The following is a 16,245-nucleotide window of genomic DNA, read 5'->3' as shown; positions in this document are numbered from 1 at the left end:
GAGCCCGCTCGCGGGCGATGCTCTTCTGCTTCGATGCGGATCAGGAGCAAGAGCATCGCCCGCGAGCGGGCTCCTACATGGTAGCGCGGTGCCGGCTCAGCCGGTGGTCTCGATCCGTTCCACCCGGCGCAGCCCGCGCGGCAGCACGCCGCCACGGGTGGCGCGGTTGCCGCCGTACTCGACCAGGTCGGCCCACTTCAGGGTGAGCTTGCGCTGGCCGGCGTACAGGGTCACCTCGCCCTTGCCTTCGGCGACCACCGCCACGCCCACCACGCGCTCGCCTTCCGCCATCTGCTTCTTGGGAATGTCGATCAGCTTGTTGCCCTTGCCCTTGTCCAGCTCGGGCAGCTCGGCCACCGAGAACATCAGCAGGTGGCCCTCGCCGGTGACCACCACGATGCGGTCGCGCGCCGGGTCGGCGGTGACCACGGGCGTGAGCACCTTGGCGCCGTCGGCCAGGGTGATCAGCTGCTTGCCGGCCTTGTTGCGGCCGGTCAGCGCCTCGAAGCGGGTGACGAAGCCGTAGCCGAAATCGGTGGCCAGGATCAGCCGGGTGTCGTTGTCGCCCGCGGCCAGCGCGTCGAAGCTGGCGCCGGCCGGCGGCGTGAAGCGGCCGGTCAGCGGCTCGCCGTTGCCGCGCGCGGAGGGCAGGGTGTGTGCCGCGGTGGAATAGCTGCGGCCGGTGGAGTCGATTACCGCCACCTGCTGGGTGGTGCGCGCCCTCACCGCGGCGAGCAGACCGTCGCCGTCGCGGTAGTTGAGGCCTTCGGCGTCGACGTCGTGGCCCTTGGCCGCGCGGATCCAGCCCTTCTGGCTGAGCACCACGGTGACCGGTTCGCTGGCCACCAGCGCGCTCTCGTCCAGTGCCTGTGCCACCTCGCGCTGCACCAGCGGCGAGCGGCGGTCGTCGCCGTACTTGGCGGCGTCGGCGTTGAGCTCCTGTTTGATCAGGCCCTTGAGCTTGGCCGGCGACTTCAGCAGCACGTTGATGCGCGCGCGCTCCTCCTCGAGCTGGTCGCGCTCGCCGTTGATCTTCATCTCCTCGAGGCGGGCCAGCTGGCGCAGGCGGGTCTCCAGGATGTAGTCGGTCTGCTCCTCGGACAGGCCGAAGCGCGCCATCAGCACCGGCTTGGGTTCCTCCTCGGTGCGGATGATGCGGATCACCTCATCGAGATTCAGGTAGGCGATGCGCAGGCCTTCGAGCAGGTGCAGGCGGCGCTCGACCTTGCCCAGCCGGTGCTGCAGGCGGCGGGTGACCGTGTCGGTGCGGAACTGCAGCCATTCGGTGAGGATGCGGCGGAGGTCCTTCACCTGCGGCCGGCCGTCCAGGCCGATCATGTTGAGGTTGACGCGGAAGCTCTTCTCCAGGTCGGTGGTGGCGAAGAGGTGCTGCATCATCTCCGCGACGTCGACGCGGTTGGAGCGCGGCACCACGACCAGGCGGATCGGGTTCTCATGGTCGGACTCGTCGCGCAGGTCCTCGATCATCGGCAGCTTCTTGGCGCGCATCTGCGCGGCGATCTGCTCGAGGATCTTCGACGGGCTGACCTGGTGCGGCAGCGCGGTGATCACCACGTTGCCTTCTTCCACGCCGTACACCGCGCGGGCGCGCAGCGAGCCATTGCCGGTGGTGTAGATTGACAGCAGCTCCTTGCGCGGGGTGATGATCTCCGCCTGGGTCGGGTAATCCGGCCCGAGCACGTGCTCGGCCAGGTCGGACACGGTGGCATCCGGGTCGTCCAGCAGGCGGATGCAGGCGCTGACTACCTCGCGCAGGTTGTGCGGCGGGATGTCGGTGGCCATGCCCACGGCAATACCCATCGAGCCGTTGAGCAGCACGTGCGGTACGCGCGCCGGCAGCCAGCTCGGCTCGTCCATGGTGCCGTCGAAGTTCGGCACCCAGTCCACCGTGCCGTGGCCCAGCTCGCCCAGCAGCGCCTCGGCGATCGGGCTGAGCTTGGACTCGGTGTAGCGCATCGCCGCGAAGCTCTTCGGGTCGTCCGGCGAGCCGAAGTTGCCCTGGCCGTCGACCAGCGGATAGCGGTACGAGAACGGCTGCGCCATCAGCACCATCGCCTCGTAGCAGGAGCTGTCGCCGTGCGGATGGAACTTGCCGATCACGTCGCCGATGGTGCGCGCCGACTTCTTCGGCTTGGCGGTGGCGGCCAGGCCCAGCTCGCTCATCGCGTAGACGATGCGCCGCTGCACGGGTTTCAGACCGTCGCCGACGAACGGCAGGGCGCGGTCCAGCACCACGTACATGGAATAGTCGAGGTAGGCGCGCTCGGCGTATTCCTTGAGCGGGATCTGTTCGAAGTTGGCTTGCAGGTTCATTTTCAATATCAATCGGTTGGCGCGCCCGGGGCGCGAATAGCCGGCCGATGGTGCCAGAACGGGCCGGGGGGGGACAGCTTGCGCCGCGCAGCTTGCCGTGCTCCCGTCGCAGAATCTGCGCCGGGGACTGGCCGCGACCCGGAGGCGGACGTATCGTGGCGCGCACGTTTCCCGTCCTTCCCCATCCATGCCGCTCCTCAGCCTGCTCGGTCCCCGAGATCCCGCCCCCTTCTCCGTCCACCGGCTCGCAGGCCGCTCGCCGTTCCTGCTCACCTGCGACCATGCCGGTCGAGCGGTGCCCGCCGCTTTGGGCGACCTCGGCGTGCCGGCACCGGAGTGGAGCCGCCACATCGCCTGGGACATCGGCGCCGCCGGCTTGGCGCGCGCGATGGCCGAGGCACTGGATGCCTGGCTGATCTGCCAGACCTATTCGCGGCTGGTGATCGACTGCAACCGCCCGCTGGATGCCCCCGGTTCGATCGTCACGACGAGCGAGCGCACCGAGGTGCCCGGCAACCGTGGTCTTTCCGGCGCGGCGATCGCCGCGCGACGCGAGGAAATCTTCATGCCCTACCACCGGCGCACGGTGGAGGAGCTGGACCGGCGCGCCGCCGAAGGCCGTCCCACGATCCTGGTCACCGTGCACAGTTTCACGCCGGTTTTCATGGACCAGGCCCGCGCGTGGGAGCTGGGTGTGCTGTACCAGCGCGACGCGCGGCTGGCCCGGCCGCTGCTGGAGGTCATGCGGGCCGACGGCTGGTGCGTGGGCGACAACCAGCCGTATGCGGTGAGCGACGCCACCGACTACGCGATCCCCGTGTATGGCGAGCAGCGCGGTCTGCCACACGTGGAGCTGGAAGTGCGCCAGGACCTGATTGCCGACGAGGCCGGCCAGCGCGCGTGGGGCGAGCGCATCGCCGGCTGGCTGGTGCAGGCCGCCGATGCCGCCGGGTTGCCGTCGGTGTGCGGGCAGGTGGCCGCGGCCTGAAGCGCCAGCGGGTGCTCAGGGCGTGTCGACGCGCGTGGCGTCCACGCCCAGCTTGTGCAGTTGCGCCTGCACGCTGTCCGGGCCCGCCAGATGCGCGGCCCCGACGGCGATGAACACCGTGCCGGGAGTGTCGAGCATCGCCCTGATCTTCCCTGCCCAGGTCGCGTTGCGCGTCACCAGCAGGCGTTGGTAAAGCGCCGGGGTCTCGCGCTTCATCAGGCTGTTCTCGAGTCGCGCGATGGCCTCGACGTCGCCCTTGTCCCAGGCCTCGACCAGCTCTTTGAACTCGAGCTTCGACGCGTCGGTCTCGTGCAGGGTCTGGCGCAGCATGTCCAGTTGCAGCGCGCTGGGCATGTCGGCGAGGAAACGGATCTGTTCCTCGGCGGTCTCCAGCGCACGCACCGGCTTGCCGGCCCTGGTCATCTCGGCGCGCAGCAGGTGGTCGACGCCCTGCTGCGGGTCCAGCCCGGCCTTGGCCAGCGGGGCCATGGCGATGGTCAGCGCGGCCAGCCAGGGGCGCATCGCGTCGAGCGCCCCCACGCCGGGCAGTCCGGCCAGCCGCGCGGCCCGCTCCAGCCGGTGATAGTCGCCGGCGGACAGCAGCGATGAGAGCGGATGGGTCGGATCCATGCCCAGCCGCAGCACCAGCGCGGCGACGTTGGCCGGACTGTCGTCGGTGATCTCCACGACCAGCGCGTCGCTGCGGGCGAGCGCCTGGTCCAGCGCCGGGTAGTGCCACGGCGTGTTGTCGGGCAGCAGGTGCACCGTGCCGAACAGGTAGATTGTGGTATCGGCGTCCCTCACCATCCACAGCGCCGGGTGAGCGACGGCGCCGAGCGGGGTCAGCAGGGCGACGGCGACCAGCAGCCACGCGGCGAGGCGCCGAACCTTCCTGACTGAGCGATTCAAAGCGGTCGCCGCTGCTCGTCGATCGAGCGGGTGAGCCCGGTGACCTCGTCGCCGGTGTGACGGGTGGATTTGCGTTCGATCAGCAGCAGGTGGCACTCCTGCTCGGCCACCGGGTTGTGCCGCACGCCCTTGGGCACCACGCACATCTGGCCTTCGCCGAGTTCGACCACGCCGTCCTCCAGCTCGATCCGCAGCGCGCCCTTGAGCACGTAGAACAGCTCGTCCTCGTCGGCATGGCTGTGCCACGCCAGGGTGCCCTGCACCTTGGCGACCTTCACGTAGGCATCGTCCACTTCGGCCAGGACCCGCGGCGACCACAGTTCGTCGAGTCGGGCGGCGGCTTCGGTCGGGGAAATCGGCTTGATCATGCCGAGACCGTACGGTCGTCGGCGACACCGCGCAAGCGGTCCGGGTGTCAGGTGATGACCTCGTCGGCGGGGCGTCGGCTCCGTTTGGCCGCAAGCAGACGCTCGTCGGCGCGGCGGAACGCCTCCATGATGCTTTCGCCATCGCCGATCGCGGCCACGCCGAAGCTGACCGAGAGGCCGAGCTCCGGCCCCGGCATGCGCAGTTCGGTCAGCGCCCGCCGCAGCCGGTCGGCAGTGGCTTCGGCGCGATCCAGCGCCAAGCCGGGCAGCAGCACCATGAACTCGTCGCCACCGAAGCGGCCGATCAGGTCGGACTGGCGCAACTGGTGGCGCAACGTGCGGACCAGGTTCAGCAGGATCTGGTCACCGGCGGCGTGGCCGTAGCCATCGTTGATCGCCTTGAACCGGTCGATGTCCATCACCAGCAGCGAGACCGGCAGGCCCTGGCTGCGCGAGTCGGCCAGTTCGCGCTCGCTGCATTCGAAGAAGTGCGTCTTGGTGGCCGCGCCGGTCAGGCCGTCGGTGGCAGCCAGCTCGCTGAGGTGGCGGTTCTGCGCCACCAGTGCGGGCACGGCGAAGCCGAAGTAGGCGCTGGCTGCGATCACGCAGATCGCGAACTGGTACACCAGCGCCTCGCGGGTGATGCCGAACAGCGCCACCAGCACGGCGATGGCGGTGCTCACCAGGGCGATGCTGAGGGCGCCGCGGAACGGGCTCTCGGTGTAGACCACCCACATCTGCGGCAGGATCAGGAAGAACATCGCGAACGCCGTCTCCGGCGAGTGGAAATAGGCGTCGGCGGCCAGCACCACGACCACCACCAGCATCTCCAGCGCGAGCTTGCCGGCGTAGGTGCCGCTGCCGCGCGTCTGCGGCAGGAACGACAGCCCGCCCAGCCAGGGCTCGATCTGCGGGTAGCGCCAGCTCAGCAGGCCGACGAACAGCGGCGTGAGCACCAGCGCGCCGGCCAGGTCGCCGATCCACCACGGCAGCCACAGCGACGGGGTCGAGGGCGCGATCATGCCGGTGGCCTCCAGTGCGCGGATGCCGAGCACGGTGGCGCACAGCGACGCCAGTGCGCTGACCAGCAGGAAGGTGGTCACCACGGTCGGCGTCGATGGGCTGGTATTGCGCCGGATGGTCCGCCGCATGACCAGCGCTCCCAGTCCGTAGGACAGGCAGTGCACGGTGGCGAACAGCACGCCGGATGCCAGCAGCTCCCGCGCGGGGAGGTGGGTGCCGTAGATCCGGTCGATCCAGAACGTGACGGCGATCGCGCAGGGCACCAGCACCGGCAGCGCACGCCAGCCCATCACCAGCAGGGCGGCCAGGGAGAGCCCGGCGGGAGGAAACCACAGGCTGGCGTGCGGGTCGTACTGCATCAGCGCGGACAGCCGCCACAGCACCAGCCAGGCGATGGCCAGCGCAACGTAGCGGAAGGCCGCGCTGCGCCCGGTGCCCAGGTGGGCCAGTGCGCGCAGGCGCCCGAAGTGGTTTTGCTCCATGCCGGATACCCCCTTCCCAAAGTCCGGTCGATGGACCGGTCCGACGCGGCGACTATGCCAGTGGCCGGCAACCGCTGGCAAAGCGGCCCACCGCGGCGCCGGAGCGATCGGCGGTCAGCGGTTCTCCACGCTTTCGAGGAATTTCACCAGGCCGGCGAAGTAGGTTTGCTGATCGTCGTACATCGACATGTGGCTGCCTTTCGGGCACAGCAGCAGCTGGCCTTTGGGCAGTTTGCTGGCCATCTGGGCCATGTAATCGGGGTCCATGGTGTCGAACTTGCCGGCGATCACCAGCGTGGGCACGGTGATCCTGTGCAGGTCCTTGCTGCGGTCCCAGTGTTCCAGCACGCCGCTGGCGCCCAGCTCGCTGGGGCCCTGCATCAGCGTGTAGATGTGGCTGTTGACGTGGCCGAACGCGCGGGTCACCGGCTCGGGCCACTGCGCCTGCGGCATGCGCAGCACATGCTTCTCGTAGTGCATGGTGGTCAGGATCTGCATGTAGCGCGGGTCGTCGGTGCGATGTTCGGCCTCCATCGCCTTCACTTCGGCCAGCTGCTTCGGGTCCATCGCCGGCTCGAGCACGTGCTGGGCGTAGTCGTTGTACTCGGGGATCGAGTCGACCATGTTGGAGATCACCAGGCACTTCAGGTGCTGCTGGTATTTCAGCGCGTACTCCATCGCCAGGATGCCGCCCCAGGAATGGCCAAGCAGGCAGAAGTTGTTCCTGTCCAGGTGCAGCGCCTGGCGCACCTGCTCCACTTCCTCGACGAAGCGGTCGGTCTGCCACAGCACGTCGGTGCCCGGGCCCTTGGGCTGGTCCGAGTAGGCCGAGCCGAGCTGGTCGTAATAGATGTATTCGATGCCCGCCGCGGGCAGGTAGCTGTCGAAGGCCTCGAAATACTCGTGGGTCATGCCGGGGCCGCCGTGCAGCAACAGCAGCGCGAGCTTCGGGTTGTTGCCCACGCGCTTGGTCCACACCCGGAATTTCCCGAGCGGCGTGGTGATCGGGATCATCTTCACTCCGCCGGACAGCACATCGTCGTGGCCGGCGTGACTGTAGTAGCTGGCCGGCGGCGCGCTCTGCGCCACGGCGGCGAACGGCAGCAGCAAGGCTGCCAGCAAGGCGGCAAGCTTGTTCATTGGATATCTCCCCCGGAGCGTGCGGGGGACTATCCCGCGTCGGACCACCGCCTGCAAGATCGACCAAAGGCGGGCTCAGCGCGGCGACCGGTAGCCGCCGGGCAGGCCATCGGGACTGAGTACCAGCTGCCACAGCTGGTCGCGCCGGCTACGGAAGACCGCGGCGGAGCAGGCCAGGTAGAAATGCCACATGCGGCGGAAGCGCTCGTCGTAGCGGACCGACAGTTCCGGCCAGGCGCGGTCGAAGTTCTCCCGCCAGGCGGTGAGCGTGCGGTCGTAGTCCGTGCCGAAGTTGTGCCAGTCCTCCACCACGAACAGACCTTCCAGCGCCGCGGTGACCTGGCTGGCGGCGGGGATCATCGAATTGGGGAAGATGTATTTCTCGATCCACGGATCGGTCTGTGCCGGCGCTCCGTTGCTGCCGATGGTGTGCAGCAGCGACAGGCCCTCCGGCCGCAGGCAGCGGCGCACCGTTTCGAAGTAGGTGCGGTAGTTGCGCCCGCCGACGTGCTCGAACATGCCGATGGAGTAGACCGCGTCGAAGCGTTCGTCGACCTCGCGGTAGTCCTGCAGACGGATCTCGATCGGGAGCCCTGCGCACAACTCCCGGGCGTACTCGGCCTGCTCGTGGGAAACGGTGACGCCCACGCCTTCCACGCCGTAATGCTCGGCGGCGAACTTCAGCGCCTCGCCCCATCCGCAGCCGATGTCCAGCACGCGCTGGCCCGGCTTGAGGTGAAGCTTGCGGCAGACCAGGTCGAGCTTGGCGGCCTGGGCGTCGTCGAGGTTGTCCGCCTGCGCCCAGTAGCCGCAGGAGTAGACCAGTCGCCGGCCGAGCATGGCGCGGAACAGGTCGTTGCCGAGGTTGTAGTGGGTCTCGGCCACCTCGTAGGCGTGCTCGCCACGCTGCAGGTTGAGAAAGCGGGCCTTGAGGTGGGCGAGCAGGGTGTCGAGCGTCTTCAGCTCCTGGTCCAGGTGCGAGCCCAGGATGCGGGAAAACAGGCCGGGCAGGTCGTCGGCGTCCCACCAGCCGTCCATGTAGGCCTCGCCCAGGCCCAGCGAACCGTGCGAGAACACCCGCGCGTACAGCCTGTCGTCGTGTACCTGCAGGTCGCAGGGCCGGCCGCCGTCGATGCGGATGCCGGCCAGGGCCAGCAACTGTTCGGCCTTCTGTCGCAGCGAGTCGGAACTCATCGGCGCCTCCTTCGCGGTCGTTCGAGGCGCCCGCGCTGCGGACCCTCCGGCGGCCGATGCTACCGCGACGAATCGTGACGGCGGCGTGCCGGTCAGTCCGCGCCGGTCACCCCGAACTCGGCCGGGAAGCGGGCCCAGAACAACGGCGCCCTGTCCTCGCGCACAAGGGCGGTCAGCGTGTCGGCCTCGGCCGCGCTGACCAGGAATTCGACCAGCACGGTCTGCTCGCCGGCGCACTCGAAGAACGTCGCCTCGTGGATCCGGCCGTGCCGGCCGTATCCGGCGATTGCCTTGAATGCCGAGCCACCATGCACGCCATGCTTGCGTGCCGCTTCGAGCAGCCATTCGTACAGCAGCTTGCCGTGGTGTTTCTGGTTCTCGTGCATGTAGAAGCGCAGCGAGTAGCCGTTCATCGTGTTGCCCTCCGGGGTATTCATGTCAGCGCGTCAGCACGCGCACGAGGCTGAGGCCCGCCACGGTCATCGCCAGGGTGCCGAGCAGGTGGGCGCTGACGATCGCCACCATCCAGGCGTACTGCTGGCGCAGCAGCAGGGTGATGGTCTCGTTCGAGAAGGTGGAGAAGGTGGTGAGTCCGCCGAGGAAGCCGGTGCCGATGAACAGCCGGGTCGCCGGCGAAAGCGCGCCATATTGCGCGAACACGCCCATCGCGATGCCCATCAGCAGGCCGCCGAGCAGGTTCGCGCTCAGCGTACCCAGCGGCAGGGTGGGGAACAGCGGGTTGAGCAGCAGGCCCAGGGCCCAGCGCAGTACGGCACCGAAGAAGGCACCGAAGCCGACGGCCAGCAATGAGATCAGATCCATGCGCATCCGGATTCCAGTGAGGGTGGAGCGGGTGCGTCGGGCATCGCCGGGGGTTGCCCGAAAAAATGCCCGGCCACCCCGCGAGGGGTTCGACCAGGCATCATCAGCCTTGCGGCGGTTCGGGGAGGCATGCCATCTCCCTTGGATGCGGCGATGTTAGCAAATGGTCCGCCGCGCCGGTCAAGGTGGGGGCGCTGGCGATATGCTTGCCGCCCCCGTCGATATCGCCTGCCGCCCCATGACCGATGCCGCTCCCACCGTTCCGCGCAGCCTGCCGTGGCTGCTGGCGGGGCTGTCGATGATCGGTCCGTTCTCGATCGACGCGGTGTTCCCGGCCTTCCCGCTGATCGGTGGCCACTTCGCCGTGGACGACACCGCGCTGCAGCAGCTGATCAGCGTGTACCTGGTGACATACGGCTCCATGAGCCTGTTCCACGGCGCGATCTCCGATGCGATCGGGCGCAAGCCGGTGATCGTCGGCGGCATGCTGCTTTACGCGCTGGCCTCGGCGGGTGCAGCGCTGTCGACCTCGTTCGCCATGCTGCTCGGTTGCCGCGCCCTGCAGGGCGCCTGTGCCGGCGCCGGCCTGGTGGTGGGGCGCGCGGTGGTGCGCGACTCGCTGCAGGGGGCCGCCGCGCAGCGACTGATGTCGCGGGTAATGATGATCTTCGGCGTCGCGCCGGTGATCGCTCCGATGGTCGGCGCGCAGTTGCTGTGGCTGGACGGCTGGCACGGCATCTTCTGGCTGCTTACCGGGTTCACCGTGTTCATGGCGGTGGCGTTGATCGCGCTGCTCGGGGAAACCCACCCTCCGGCGAGCCGAACCGCGTTCGTTCCGCGCGAGCTGGTGGCGACCTACCTGTCGTTCGGGCGCGACCGGCCGTTCCTGCCATTGCTGATCTCCAGCACGATCAATTTCTGCGGCCTGTTCCTGTTCATCGCCTCGGCGCCGCGCATCGTGCGCGAGCTGCTGCACCTCTCCGCGCAGGGGTTTCCCTGGCTGTTCCTGCCGGTGGTCGTGGGTCTGGTGTTCGGCGCCTGGCTGTCCGGCCGTCTGGCCGAACGGCACAGCGTGGCGTTCACCGTGAATCTCGGCTACGCCTCGATGGGGGCCGCATGCGTGCTGCATCTGGCGGGTGGGCTGTTGGCACCGCGCGGCGTGCTGCCCTGGTCGATGCTGCCGCTGGTGCTGCATGGCATCGGCGTGCAGCTGGCGTTCCCCACGCTTACGCTGCTGCTGCTGGACCGCTTTCCGCATCGTCGCGGGGGCGCCTCCTCGGTGCAGGCCTTCGTCAGCCTTCTGCTCAACGCCGGCGTGGCTGGCGTGCTGTCGCCGCTGTTGTCGACCAGCCTGCTGCCGCTGGCGCTCGGCAGCTGCGTGCTTACCTCGATCGGCTGGCTGGCCTGGCGCTGGTACCACGTGACCCTGCGCGAGGAACCGCCGCCGCCGCCGCCGCGCGACGTGGAACTGCAGGCGCAGATCGCCGAGCCGCGCTGACCCGCCGCCGTCAAGGTGTCCGCGGACACCGGGGCTTCCGTGACTTTCTCCAGTCGGCGCATGGTCGGGGACCGCCTAGCCTCTCGGCTGGTCTCCCCCTTCAGCGACATCATGACCCCGACCGTTCGCCGCTGTCCGCAGGCCTGCCACCGTCTGCGCGCCCTCGTGGCGCTCGTGCTCCTGGCCTGTGCCGGGCCTGCACTGGCGGTGCACATCGACGGCCATATCGACCCGGGCGAATGGCGCGGCGCGAAGCACATCACCGACTTCCGCAAGGTGCAGCCGCTCAACGGCGAGCCGGGCAGCCTGCCGACGGAGGCCTGGGTGCTGTCCACGCCGAAGGGCCTGGCGATCGCCTTCCGCTGCACCCAACCGCCCGGCGTGCCGCGCACCCGGCAGCGGATCCGCCGCGACGAGAACGCCCAGGTGGACCGGGTCAACCTGATGATCGATTTCAACGGGGACGGCCGTACCGGCTACGACTTCACCGTCACCCTGAGCAACGACATCGACGATGGAGTGATCACCAACGAGACCACGTTCAACAACGACTGGGACGGCAACTGGAAGCACGCGGTGAGCGAGGATGCCCAGGGCTGGAGCGTGGAGATGCTCATTCCCTGGTACATCGCGCCGATGAAGGCGGCCGACGGCGGCGAACGCACCGTGCACATGTACCTGGACCGGGTGATCGGCGCCACCGGCGAACGCGACGCCTGGCCAGTGGCCAGCTTTACCAAGGCCCGCTTCCTGTCGGACTTCACCCCGGTGACGCTGCCGGCCTACAACCAGCCGCTGCTGGCGATCACGCCCTACGTGGTCGGCGTGCGCGACCAGGTGGCCGGGCGCAACCACGGCAACGCGGGCGCTGACATCTTCTGGAAGCCGAACGGGCAGACCCAGCTCACCGCCACCATCAATCCGGATTTCGGCCAGGTCGAGAGCGACGATCTGGTGGTGAACTTCGGTGCCGAGGAGACCTTCTTCACCGACAAGCGGCCGTTCTTCACCGAGAACCAGGGCATCTTCGATTTCAGCCTGCTGATCGACAACAGCCAGCTGATCTACACCCGTCGCGTGGGCGGCCCGTCGGACGACGGCAACGGCGCGGCCGACGTGGCCGGCGCGGTCAAGCTCAACGGCAGCGTCGGCGCCACGCAGTACGGCGTGCTGGCAGCGCAGGAGAGCGGCGACGCCGGACGCACCTTCGGCGCGCTGCGGGTGGAACACGATTTCGGCACGCAGGCACTGGGCTTGCTGGCCACCCGCGTGGATCGGCCGTTCCTCGACCGCCAGGCGAATGTGATCGGCATCGACCACCGCTGGCAGCCGAACGACAAGCTCACCGTCACCAGCAACGTGGTCGGCAGCCACATCGACGAGCAGGGCCATCTGGTCACCGGCATGGGCGCCACCAGCGTGGTCGAGTACGAGATGAACGAGCGGTGGACCCAGCAGTGGCTGGCGATGCACTTCGATGACCGGCTCGACATCAACGACTTCGGCTACCTGCCGCGCAACAGCCTGAACTACCTGCACTGGGAGGTGCAGCGTCGTTACAGCAACCTGCCGGCGGATTCCAGGTATGCCTCGCACCGCTGGCGCTTCCGCATCATCGGCATCGACGACGACCGCGGCGTCAAGCTGGAGCGGCAGCTGCGGATCATCCGCCAGAGCCAGCTGCGGGACGGCGGCGAGGAGGACATCCAGCTCAACCTCAACACGCCGGCCTACGACGATCTGCTCACCCGTGGCCACGGCGTGCTGCGCACGCCGGCGATCCACGTGCTGGACTGGCAGCGCACCAGTCCGCGCAAGGGCGACTGGGCCTGGAAGAGCGAGCTGGCCGCGGCCGGCAGCGATTTCGCGGGCATGCGCCGGGTCGGCTACGAGGTCATGTTCGAGCCGACCTACTTCTTCAGCGACGAACTGAGCTTCTTCGGCGGGCCGGACTACAAATACCAGCCAGGCTGGCTGGTGTGGCAGCACGACAACCTGATCGGCAGCTTCGACAGTCACTCGGTCCTGCTCGACGCCGGGGTGAACTGGAATATCAGCGGTCACCAGGAGCTGCGGGTGAAGCTGCAGGCGCTGGGTCTGGATGCACGCCTGCGCGGCGCCTATCGCGTGATGCCGGACACCCGTGCCGTGCGTACGAACGATCCGGTCAACGATTTCAGCGTGCGCAACCTCGGCTTCCAGGTGCGCTACCGCTACGAACTGGCGCCGCTGTCCGACCTCTATGTGGTCTACGCGCGCGGCGGCTACCTGCTCGACCCGCGCTTCGAGGAGGCCGGCTCGCAGTTCCGCCAGAGCTTCGACCTGCGCGACAGCGAGCAGTTGCTGGTCAAGCTGTCGTACCGTTTCGAGCTCTGAGGCGGGGCGCTCAGCCGCGAAGATCGACGGGCAAGCCGCGTTCGAGCAGGAAGCGGCGCGCGTTCTCGGCGTCGCGTTCGAACCACGCGCGCGACGAGCCGAGGCGGAAGGTGTAACCCCAGGCGTCCATGTCGGCCATCAGCCGGTCGCGGCCAACGCCGGGCAACGCATCGGCGAGCACGATCTGCAGGTAGCAGGTGGCGTCCTCTTCCTCGATCGAGTCGGTGGCGTCGGTGTGCACGGCGGCGCGCCGTTCGGCCGGCAGCACGATCAGGTGGCAGGCCTCGTGCAGCAACGAGTGCACCGGTGTGTCGCCGCGGGCGTAGACAGTGCTGCCGATGATGCCGGCCTCCTCCTCGCCCCAGAAACTGCCGGGGATCGGCGTGCCATCGGCGACCCTCAGCAGGCTCAGGTCGAACCGGTCGAGCAGGGTGCGCGGAGCATCCTCGCCGATATCGGCCAGGCGCAGCACGCCGGCGGGATCGGGAACGGGGTGGGTTGGGTGCATGGATAGGTCATCGCGCCCGGCCGGGCCGGGCGCCGTCGGGACGGCGTCGACTCAGGCAGCGGTGCCCGGTTTGCCGTCGGGCAGGGCGACCGAGAGCTCCAGCACCTCGTGCCCGCTGTCGTGCTCGAGGTTGATCGAGATCGCCTCGATGTCGACCTGCACGTACTTCTTGATCACTTCGAGCAGTTCGTTGCGCATCATCGGCAGGTAATCCGGCGCGCCCCGGGTGGAGCGCTCCTGGGCGACGATGATGCGCAGGCGCTCCTTGGCGACGCTGGCGCTGGCTTCGGGCTTGCGCTTGAGGAAATCGAGGATACCCATGCCGATCAGCTCCCGAATACGCGCTGGAAGAAGCCTTTCTTGGTCACTTCGGTGAAACGCAGCGGCCGCTCCTCGCCGAGGATGCGCGCCACGGTGTCGCCGTAGGCCTGCCCGGCGATCGAGTTGTCGTCGAGGATCACCGGCACGCCGGCGTTGGACGCCGCCAGCACGTTCTCCGACTCCGGGATCACGCCGATCACGCTGATGCCGAGGATCTCCTCGACGTCCTTCACGCTGAGCATTTCCTGTGCGGCCACGCGTGTGGGGTTGTAGCGGGTCAGCAGCAGGTGCTGGGTGATTGCGCCGTCGCCGCGTTCGGCGCGGCGGGTCTTGCTCGCCAGCAGGCCGAGGATGCGGTCCGAGTCACGCACCGAGGACACCTCGGGGTTGACCACCACCACCGCCTGGTCGGCGAAGTACATCGCCAGGTGCGCGCCTTTCTCGATGCCGGCCGGGGAGTCGCACACCACGTAGTCGAAGCCATCCTCGGACAGGCCCTCGAGCACCTTCTCCACGCCCTCCTGGGTCAGCGCGTCCTTGTCGCGGGTCTGGCTGGCGGCCAGCACGAACAGGTTGTCGTGGCGCTTGTCCTTGATCAGCGCCTGCTTCAGCGTCGCCTCGCCGTGCACCACGTTGACGAAGTCGTACACCACGCGGCGCTCGCAGCCCATGATCAGGTCGAGGTTGCGCAGGCCGACGTCGAAGTCGATCACCGCGACTTTCTTGCCGGCCATGGCCAGGCCGGTGGCCAGCGAGGCACTGGTGGTGGTCTTGCCCACGCCGCCTTTGCCGGACGTGACAACGATGATCTGTGCAGTCAAGGGTTCATCTCCCGGGAAATCGTTCTTGTTGTAATGGATCGCGCGCTCAGAGGCGCGCGATCATCAATTTTTCACCATCGAGCCAGCATTGCACAGGGTGGCCTTCCAGCTCCTTGGGGATCTGTTCAAACACCCGGTAGTGCCCGGCGATCGCCACCAGTTCGGCGCGGAAGTCCGACACGTAGATGCGCACCTTCTCGTCGCCCTGGGCGCCTGCCATGGCGCGGCCGCGCAGGCTGCCGTAGACGTGGATGTTGCCGTCGGCGATCACCTCGGCACCATTGGCGATGGCGCCGGTGACGATCAGGTCGCGGTCGCGCGCATAGACCTGCTGGCCCGAACGCACGGCGCCTTCGTGGTGCTGCGCGCCCAGCGCCGGGGGCGCCGGTGGTGCGATCTGGGCGGGTGCACTGGCCGCCGGCGCCGGGCGGACCGGTTCGGCCGCGGCCGGCGGCGCCACGCTGCCGTGTTCCGGCTCGTAGGCGGCGCGGAACTTGGCGATCAGCGGCAAACCCATGCGGGTTGCCAGTGCCTCGGTCTCGCTGGTGCCGTAGGCCAGGCCGACCGGCAGCATGCCGGCACTGCGCACCGCTTCGAGCAGGGCGTCGACCGTGCCGTCGTCGGGAAGGTCCAGCAGGTGACTGAGGTCGAGTACGACGGCAGCGCGGGAGAACAGTTGCGGCGCGGAGCGCACGCGGCGCTCCAGCTCGTCGCACAGCGCCGCGGCGTCGGGTCGGCGCACGCGCACGCAGGCGATGCCGACCTGGCCGAAGCGCAGGTCGCAGGCGTCGGAGGTTTCCATCTTGGCGTTCATGCAGGGGATTGAGGGGGGCGGGCCAGGCGTTCGGCCAGCCAGGGGACGTCCGGCAGCCCGCCGTGTTCCAGGTAGGTATCGCGCACGTAGCCGAAGCTGGGCAGCTCGCGGGCCAGCAGGCTGACCTGCGGGCCGTCCTCGCCCATGCGCTGCTGGCCAACCTCCTGGAACCCGTAGGTGCCATGGAACAGCACCACCACGTCGTCGCGCGGCTCCAGGAACACCTCGCAGGCCAGCAGCGGCACCCGCACCTCGGCATAGCTGATGACGTCGCAATAGAAGATGCGTCCCAGGCCGTGGCGGCGAAAGGCGTTGGCGATGACGATGCGGTCGATGTAGACGAATTGGGGGTAGCGCCCGGAGAACCAGAGGTAGTTGGGGCTGCCGTAGGCTCCGCCTTCGCGCATGGCGATCAGGAAGCCGGCGATCTGGCCGTCGATCTCGGCGACGCGGAAATAATCCGCGTGGTCGTAGAAGTAGCGCAGTTGCGCCGCGTCGATGGCGAGGATGGAGCGGCCGGCGGTGTTGTTCAGTGCCAGCACGGCATCCAGGTCGTGCTCGCGCACGTCGCGGATGGCAAGGGCCATTCGTTGCTCCGCTTGGGTGTCGAATCGATTGCCGCGCCGGTCGGCGGGCAGGGCGACGCA

Annotated in this window: 16 protein-coding genes and 1 riboswitch; of the genes, 3 read left to right on the top strand and 13 right to left on the bottom strand. The window is 68.5% G+C overall.

Annotated elements, in window-relative coordinates; all coding sequences use genetic code 11:
* Positions 1–96: 96 nt before the first annotated feature.
* Positions 97–2,334, bottom strand: coding sequence for a DNA topoisomerase IV subunit A (gene parC / locus C693_RS0106010; RefSeq protein ID WP_017461348.1), 2,238 nt, complete (start codon positions 2,332–2,334; stop codon positions 97–99).
* Positions 2,335–2,521: 187 nt separating this feature from the next.
* On the opposite strand from parC, the gene C693_RS0106005 reads away from it, so the two are divergent.
* On the top strand, positions 2,522–3,322 hold the full coding sequence (locus tag C693_RS0106005) for an N-formylglutamate amidohydrolase (protein WP_017461347.1): 801 nt from the start codon (positions 2,522–2,524) through the stop codon (positions 3,320–3,322).
* A 15-nt stretch (positions 3,323–3,337) separates the two neighbouring features.
* On the opposite strand, the gene C693_RS0106000 is transcribed toward C693_RS0106005, so the two are convergent.
* The 7 genes from C693_RS0106000 to crcB form a co-directional block, all read right to left on the bottom strand.
* On the bottom strand, positions 3,338–4,231 hold the full coding sequence (locus tag C693_RS0106000; RefSeq protein WP_017461346.1) for a TraB/GumN family protein: 894 nt from the start codon (positions 4,229–4,231) through the stop codon (positions 3,338–3,340).
* A complete protein-coding gene (locus C693_RS0105995) occupies positions 4,228–4,599 on the bottom strand; it encodes a cupin domain-containing protein (RefSeq protein WP_017461345.1) in 372 nt (123 codons plus the stop codon). The genes C693_RS0106000 and C693_RS0105995 overlap by 4 nt, the downstream gene beginning before the upstream one ends.
* A gap of 47 nt (positions 4,600–4,646) precedes the next feature.
* Entirely contained in the window at positions 4,647–6,104 is a 1,458-nt protein-coding gene (locus C693_RS0105990) for a sensor domain-containing diguanylate cyclase (protein ID WP_017461344.1), read from the bottom strand.
* Between the two features lie 114 nt (positions 6,105–6,218).
* On the bottom strand, positions 6,219–7,244 hold the full coding sequence (locus tag C693_RS0105985; RefSeq protein ID WP_017461343.1) for a proline iminopeptidase-family hydrolase: 1,026 nt from the start codon (positions 7,242–7,244) through the stop codon (positions 6,219–6,221).
* 75 nt (positions 7,245–7,319) lie between these two features.
* Positions 7,320–8,534: a cyclopropane fatty acyl phospholipid synthase gene (cfa, locus tag C693_RS0105980; protein WP_277813081.1), complete on the bottom strand. Its 1,215-nt coding sequence runs from the start codon at positions 8,532–8,534 to the stop codon at positions 7,320–7,322.
* Positions 8,531–8,875, bottom strand: coding sequence for a DUF190 domain-containing protein (locus C693_RS0105975; RefSeq protein WP_198506838.1), 345 nt, complete (start codon positions 8,873–8,875; stop codon positions 8,531–8,533). The genes cfa and C693_RS0105975 overlap by 4 nt, the downstream gene beginning before the upstream one ends.
* Before the next feature lies 1 nt (position 8,876).
* On the bottom strand, positions 8,877–9,260 hold the full coding sequence (gene crcB / locus C693_RS0105970) for a fluoride efflux transporter CrcB (RefSeq protein ID WP_026107217.1): 384 nt from the start codon (positions 9,258–9,260) through the stop codon (positions 8,877–8,879).
* Positions 9,261–9,347: 87 nt separating this feature from the next.
* Positions 9,348–9,409: riboswitch (Fluoride riboswitch) on the bottom strand.
* 89 nt (positions 9,410–9,498) lie between these two features.
* On the opposite strand from crcB, the gene C693_RS0105965 reads away from it, so the two are divergent.
* Together C693_RS0105965 and C693_RS0105960 are read left to right on the top strand one after the other, a co-directional pair.
* Positions 9,499–10,758, top strand: coding sequence for an MFS transporter (locus C693_RS0105965; protein ID WP_017461339.1), 1,260 nt, complete (start codon positions 9,499–9,501; stop codon positions 10,756–10,758).
* 111 nt (positions 10,759–10,869) lie between these two features.
* On the top strand, positions 10,870–13,134 hold the full coding sequence (locus C693_RS0105960; RefSeq protein ID WP_017461338.1) for a DUF5916 domain-containing protein: 2,265 nt from the start codon (positions 10,870–10,872) through the stop codon (positions 13,132–13,134).
* A gap of 10 nt (positions 13,135–13,144) precedes the next feature.
* Here C693_RS0105960 and C693_RS0105955 read toward each other — a convergent pair whose 3' ends face one another.
* The 5 genes from C693_RS0105955 to C693_RS0105935 are packed head-to-tail and all read right to left on the bottom strand — an operon-like array spanning position 13,145 to position 16,185.
* Complete coding sequence (locus tag C693_RS0105955) at positions 13,145–13,642, bottom strand: hypothetical protein (protein WP_026107215.1); 498 nt, start codon at positions 13,640–13,642, stop codon at positions 13,145–13,147.
* 51 nt (positions 13,643–13,693) lie between these two features.
* Positions 13,694–13,963: a cell division topological specificity factor MinE gene (gene minE / locus C693_RS0105950; RefSeq protein WP_017461336.1), complete on the bottom strand. Its 270-nt coding sequence runs from the start codon at positions 13,961–13,963 to the stop codon at positions 13,694–13,696.
* Positions 13,964–13,968: 5 nt separating this feature from the next.
* The gene (minD, locus tag C693_RS0105945) at positions 13,969–14,784 is read right to left on the bottom strand and encodes a septum site-determining protein MinD (protein ID WP_017461335.1); all 816 of its coding nucleotides are present in this window, start codon (positions 14,782–14,784) and stop codon (positions 13,969–13,971) included.
* Positions 14,785–14,830: 46 nt separating this feature from the next.
* Complete coding sequence (gene minC / locus C693_RS0105940; protein ID WP_017461334.1) at positions 14,831–15,598, bottom strand: septum site-determining protein MinC; 768 nt, start codon at positions 15,596–15,598, stop codon at positions 14,831–14,833.
* The gene (locus C693_RS0105935) at positions 15,595–16,185 is read right to left on the bottom strand and encodes a GNAT family N-acetyltransferase (RefSeq protein ID WP_017461333.1); all 591 of its coding nucleotides are present in this window, start codon (positions 16,183–16,185) and stop codon (positions 15,595–15,597) included. Before C693_RS0105935 ends, minC begins: the two co-directional genes overlap by 4 nt.
* Positions 16,186–16,245 lie beyond the last annotated feature (60 nt).

Source organism: Dyella ginsengisoli LA-4, assembly GCF_000334915.1.
GTDB classification, from domain to species: Bacteria; Pseudomonadota; Gammaproteobacteria; order Xanthomonadales; family Rhodanobacteraceae; genus Dyella_A; species Dyella_A ginsengisoli_A.
Note: the sequence above shows the minus strand (reverse complement) of the source record. Positions and strands in the feature narration are given on the sequence as shown.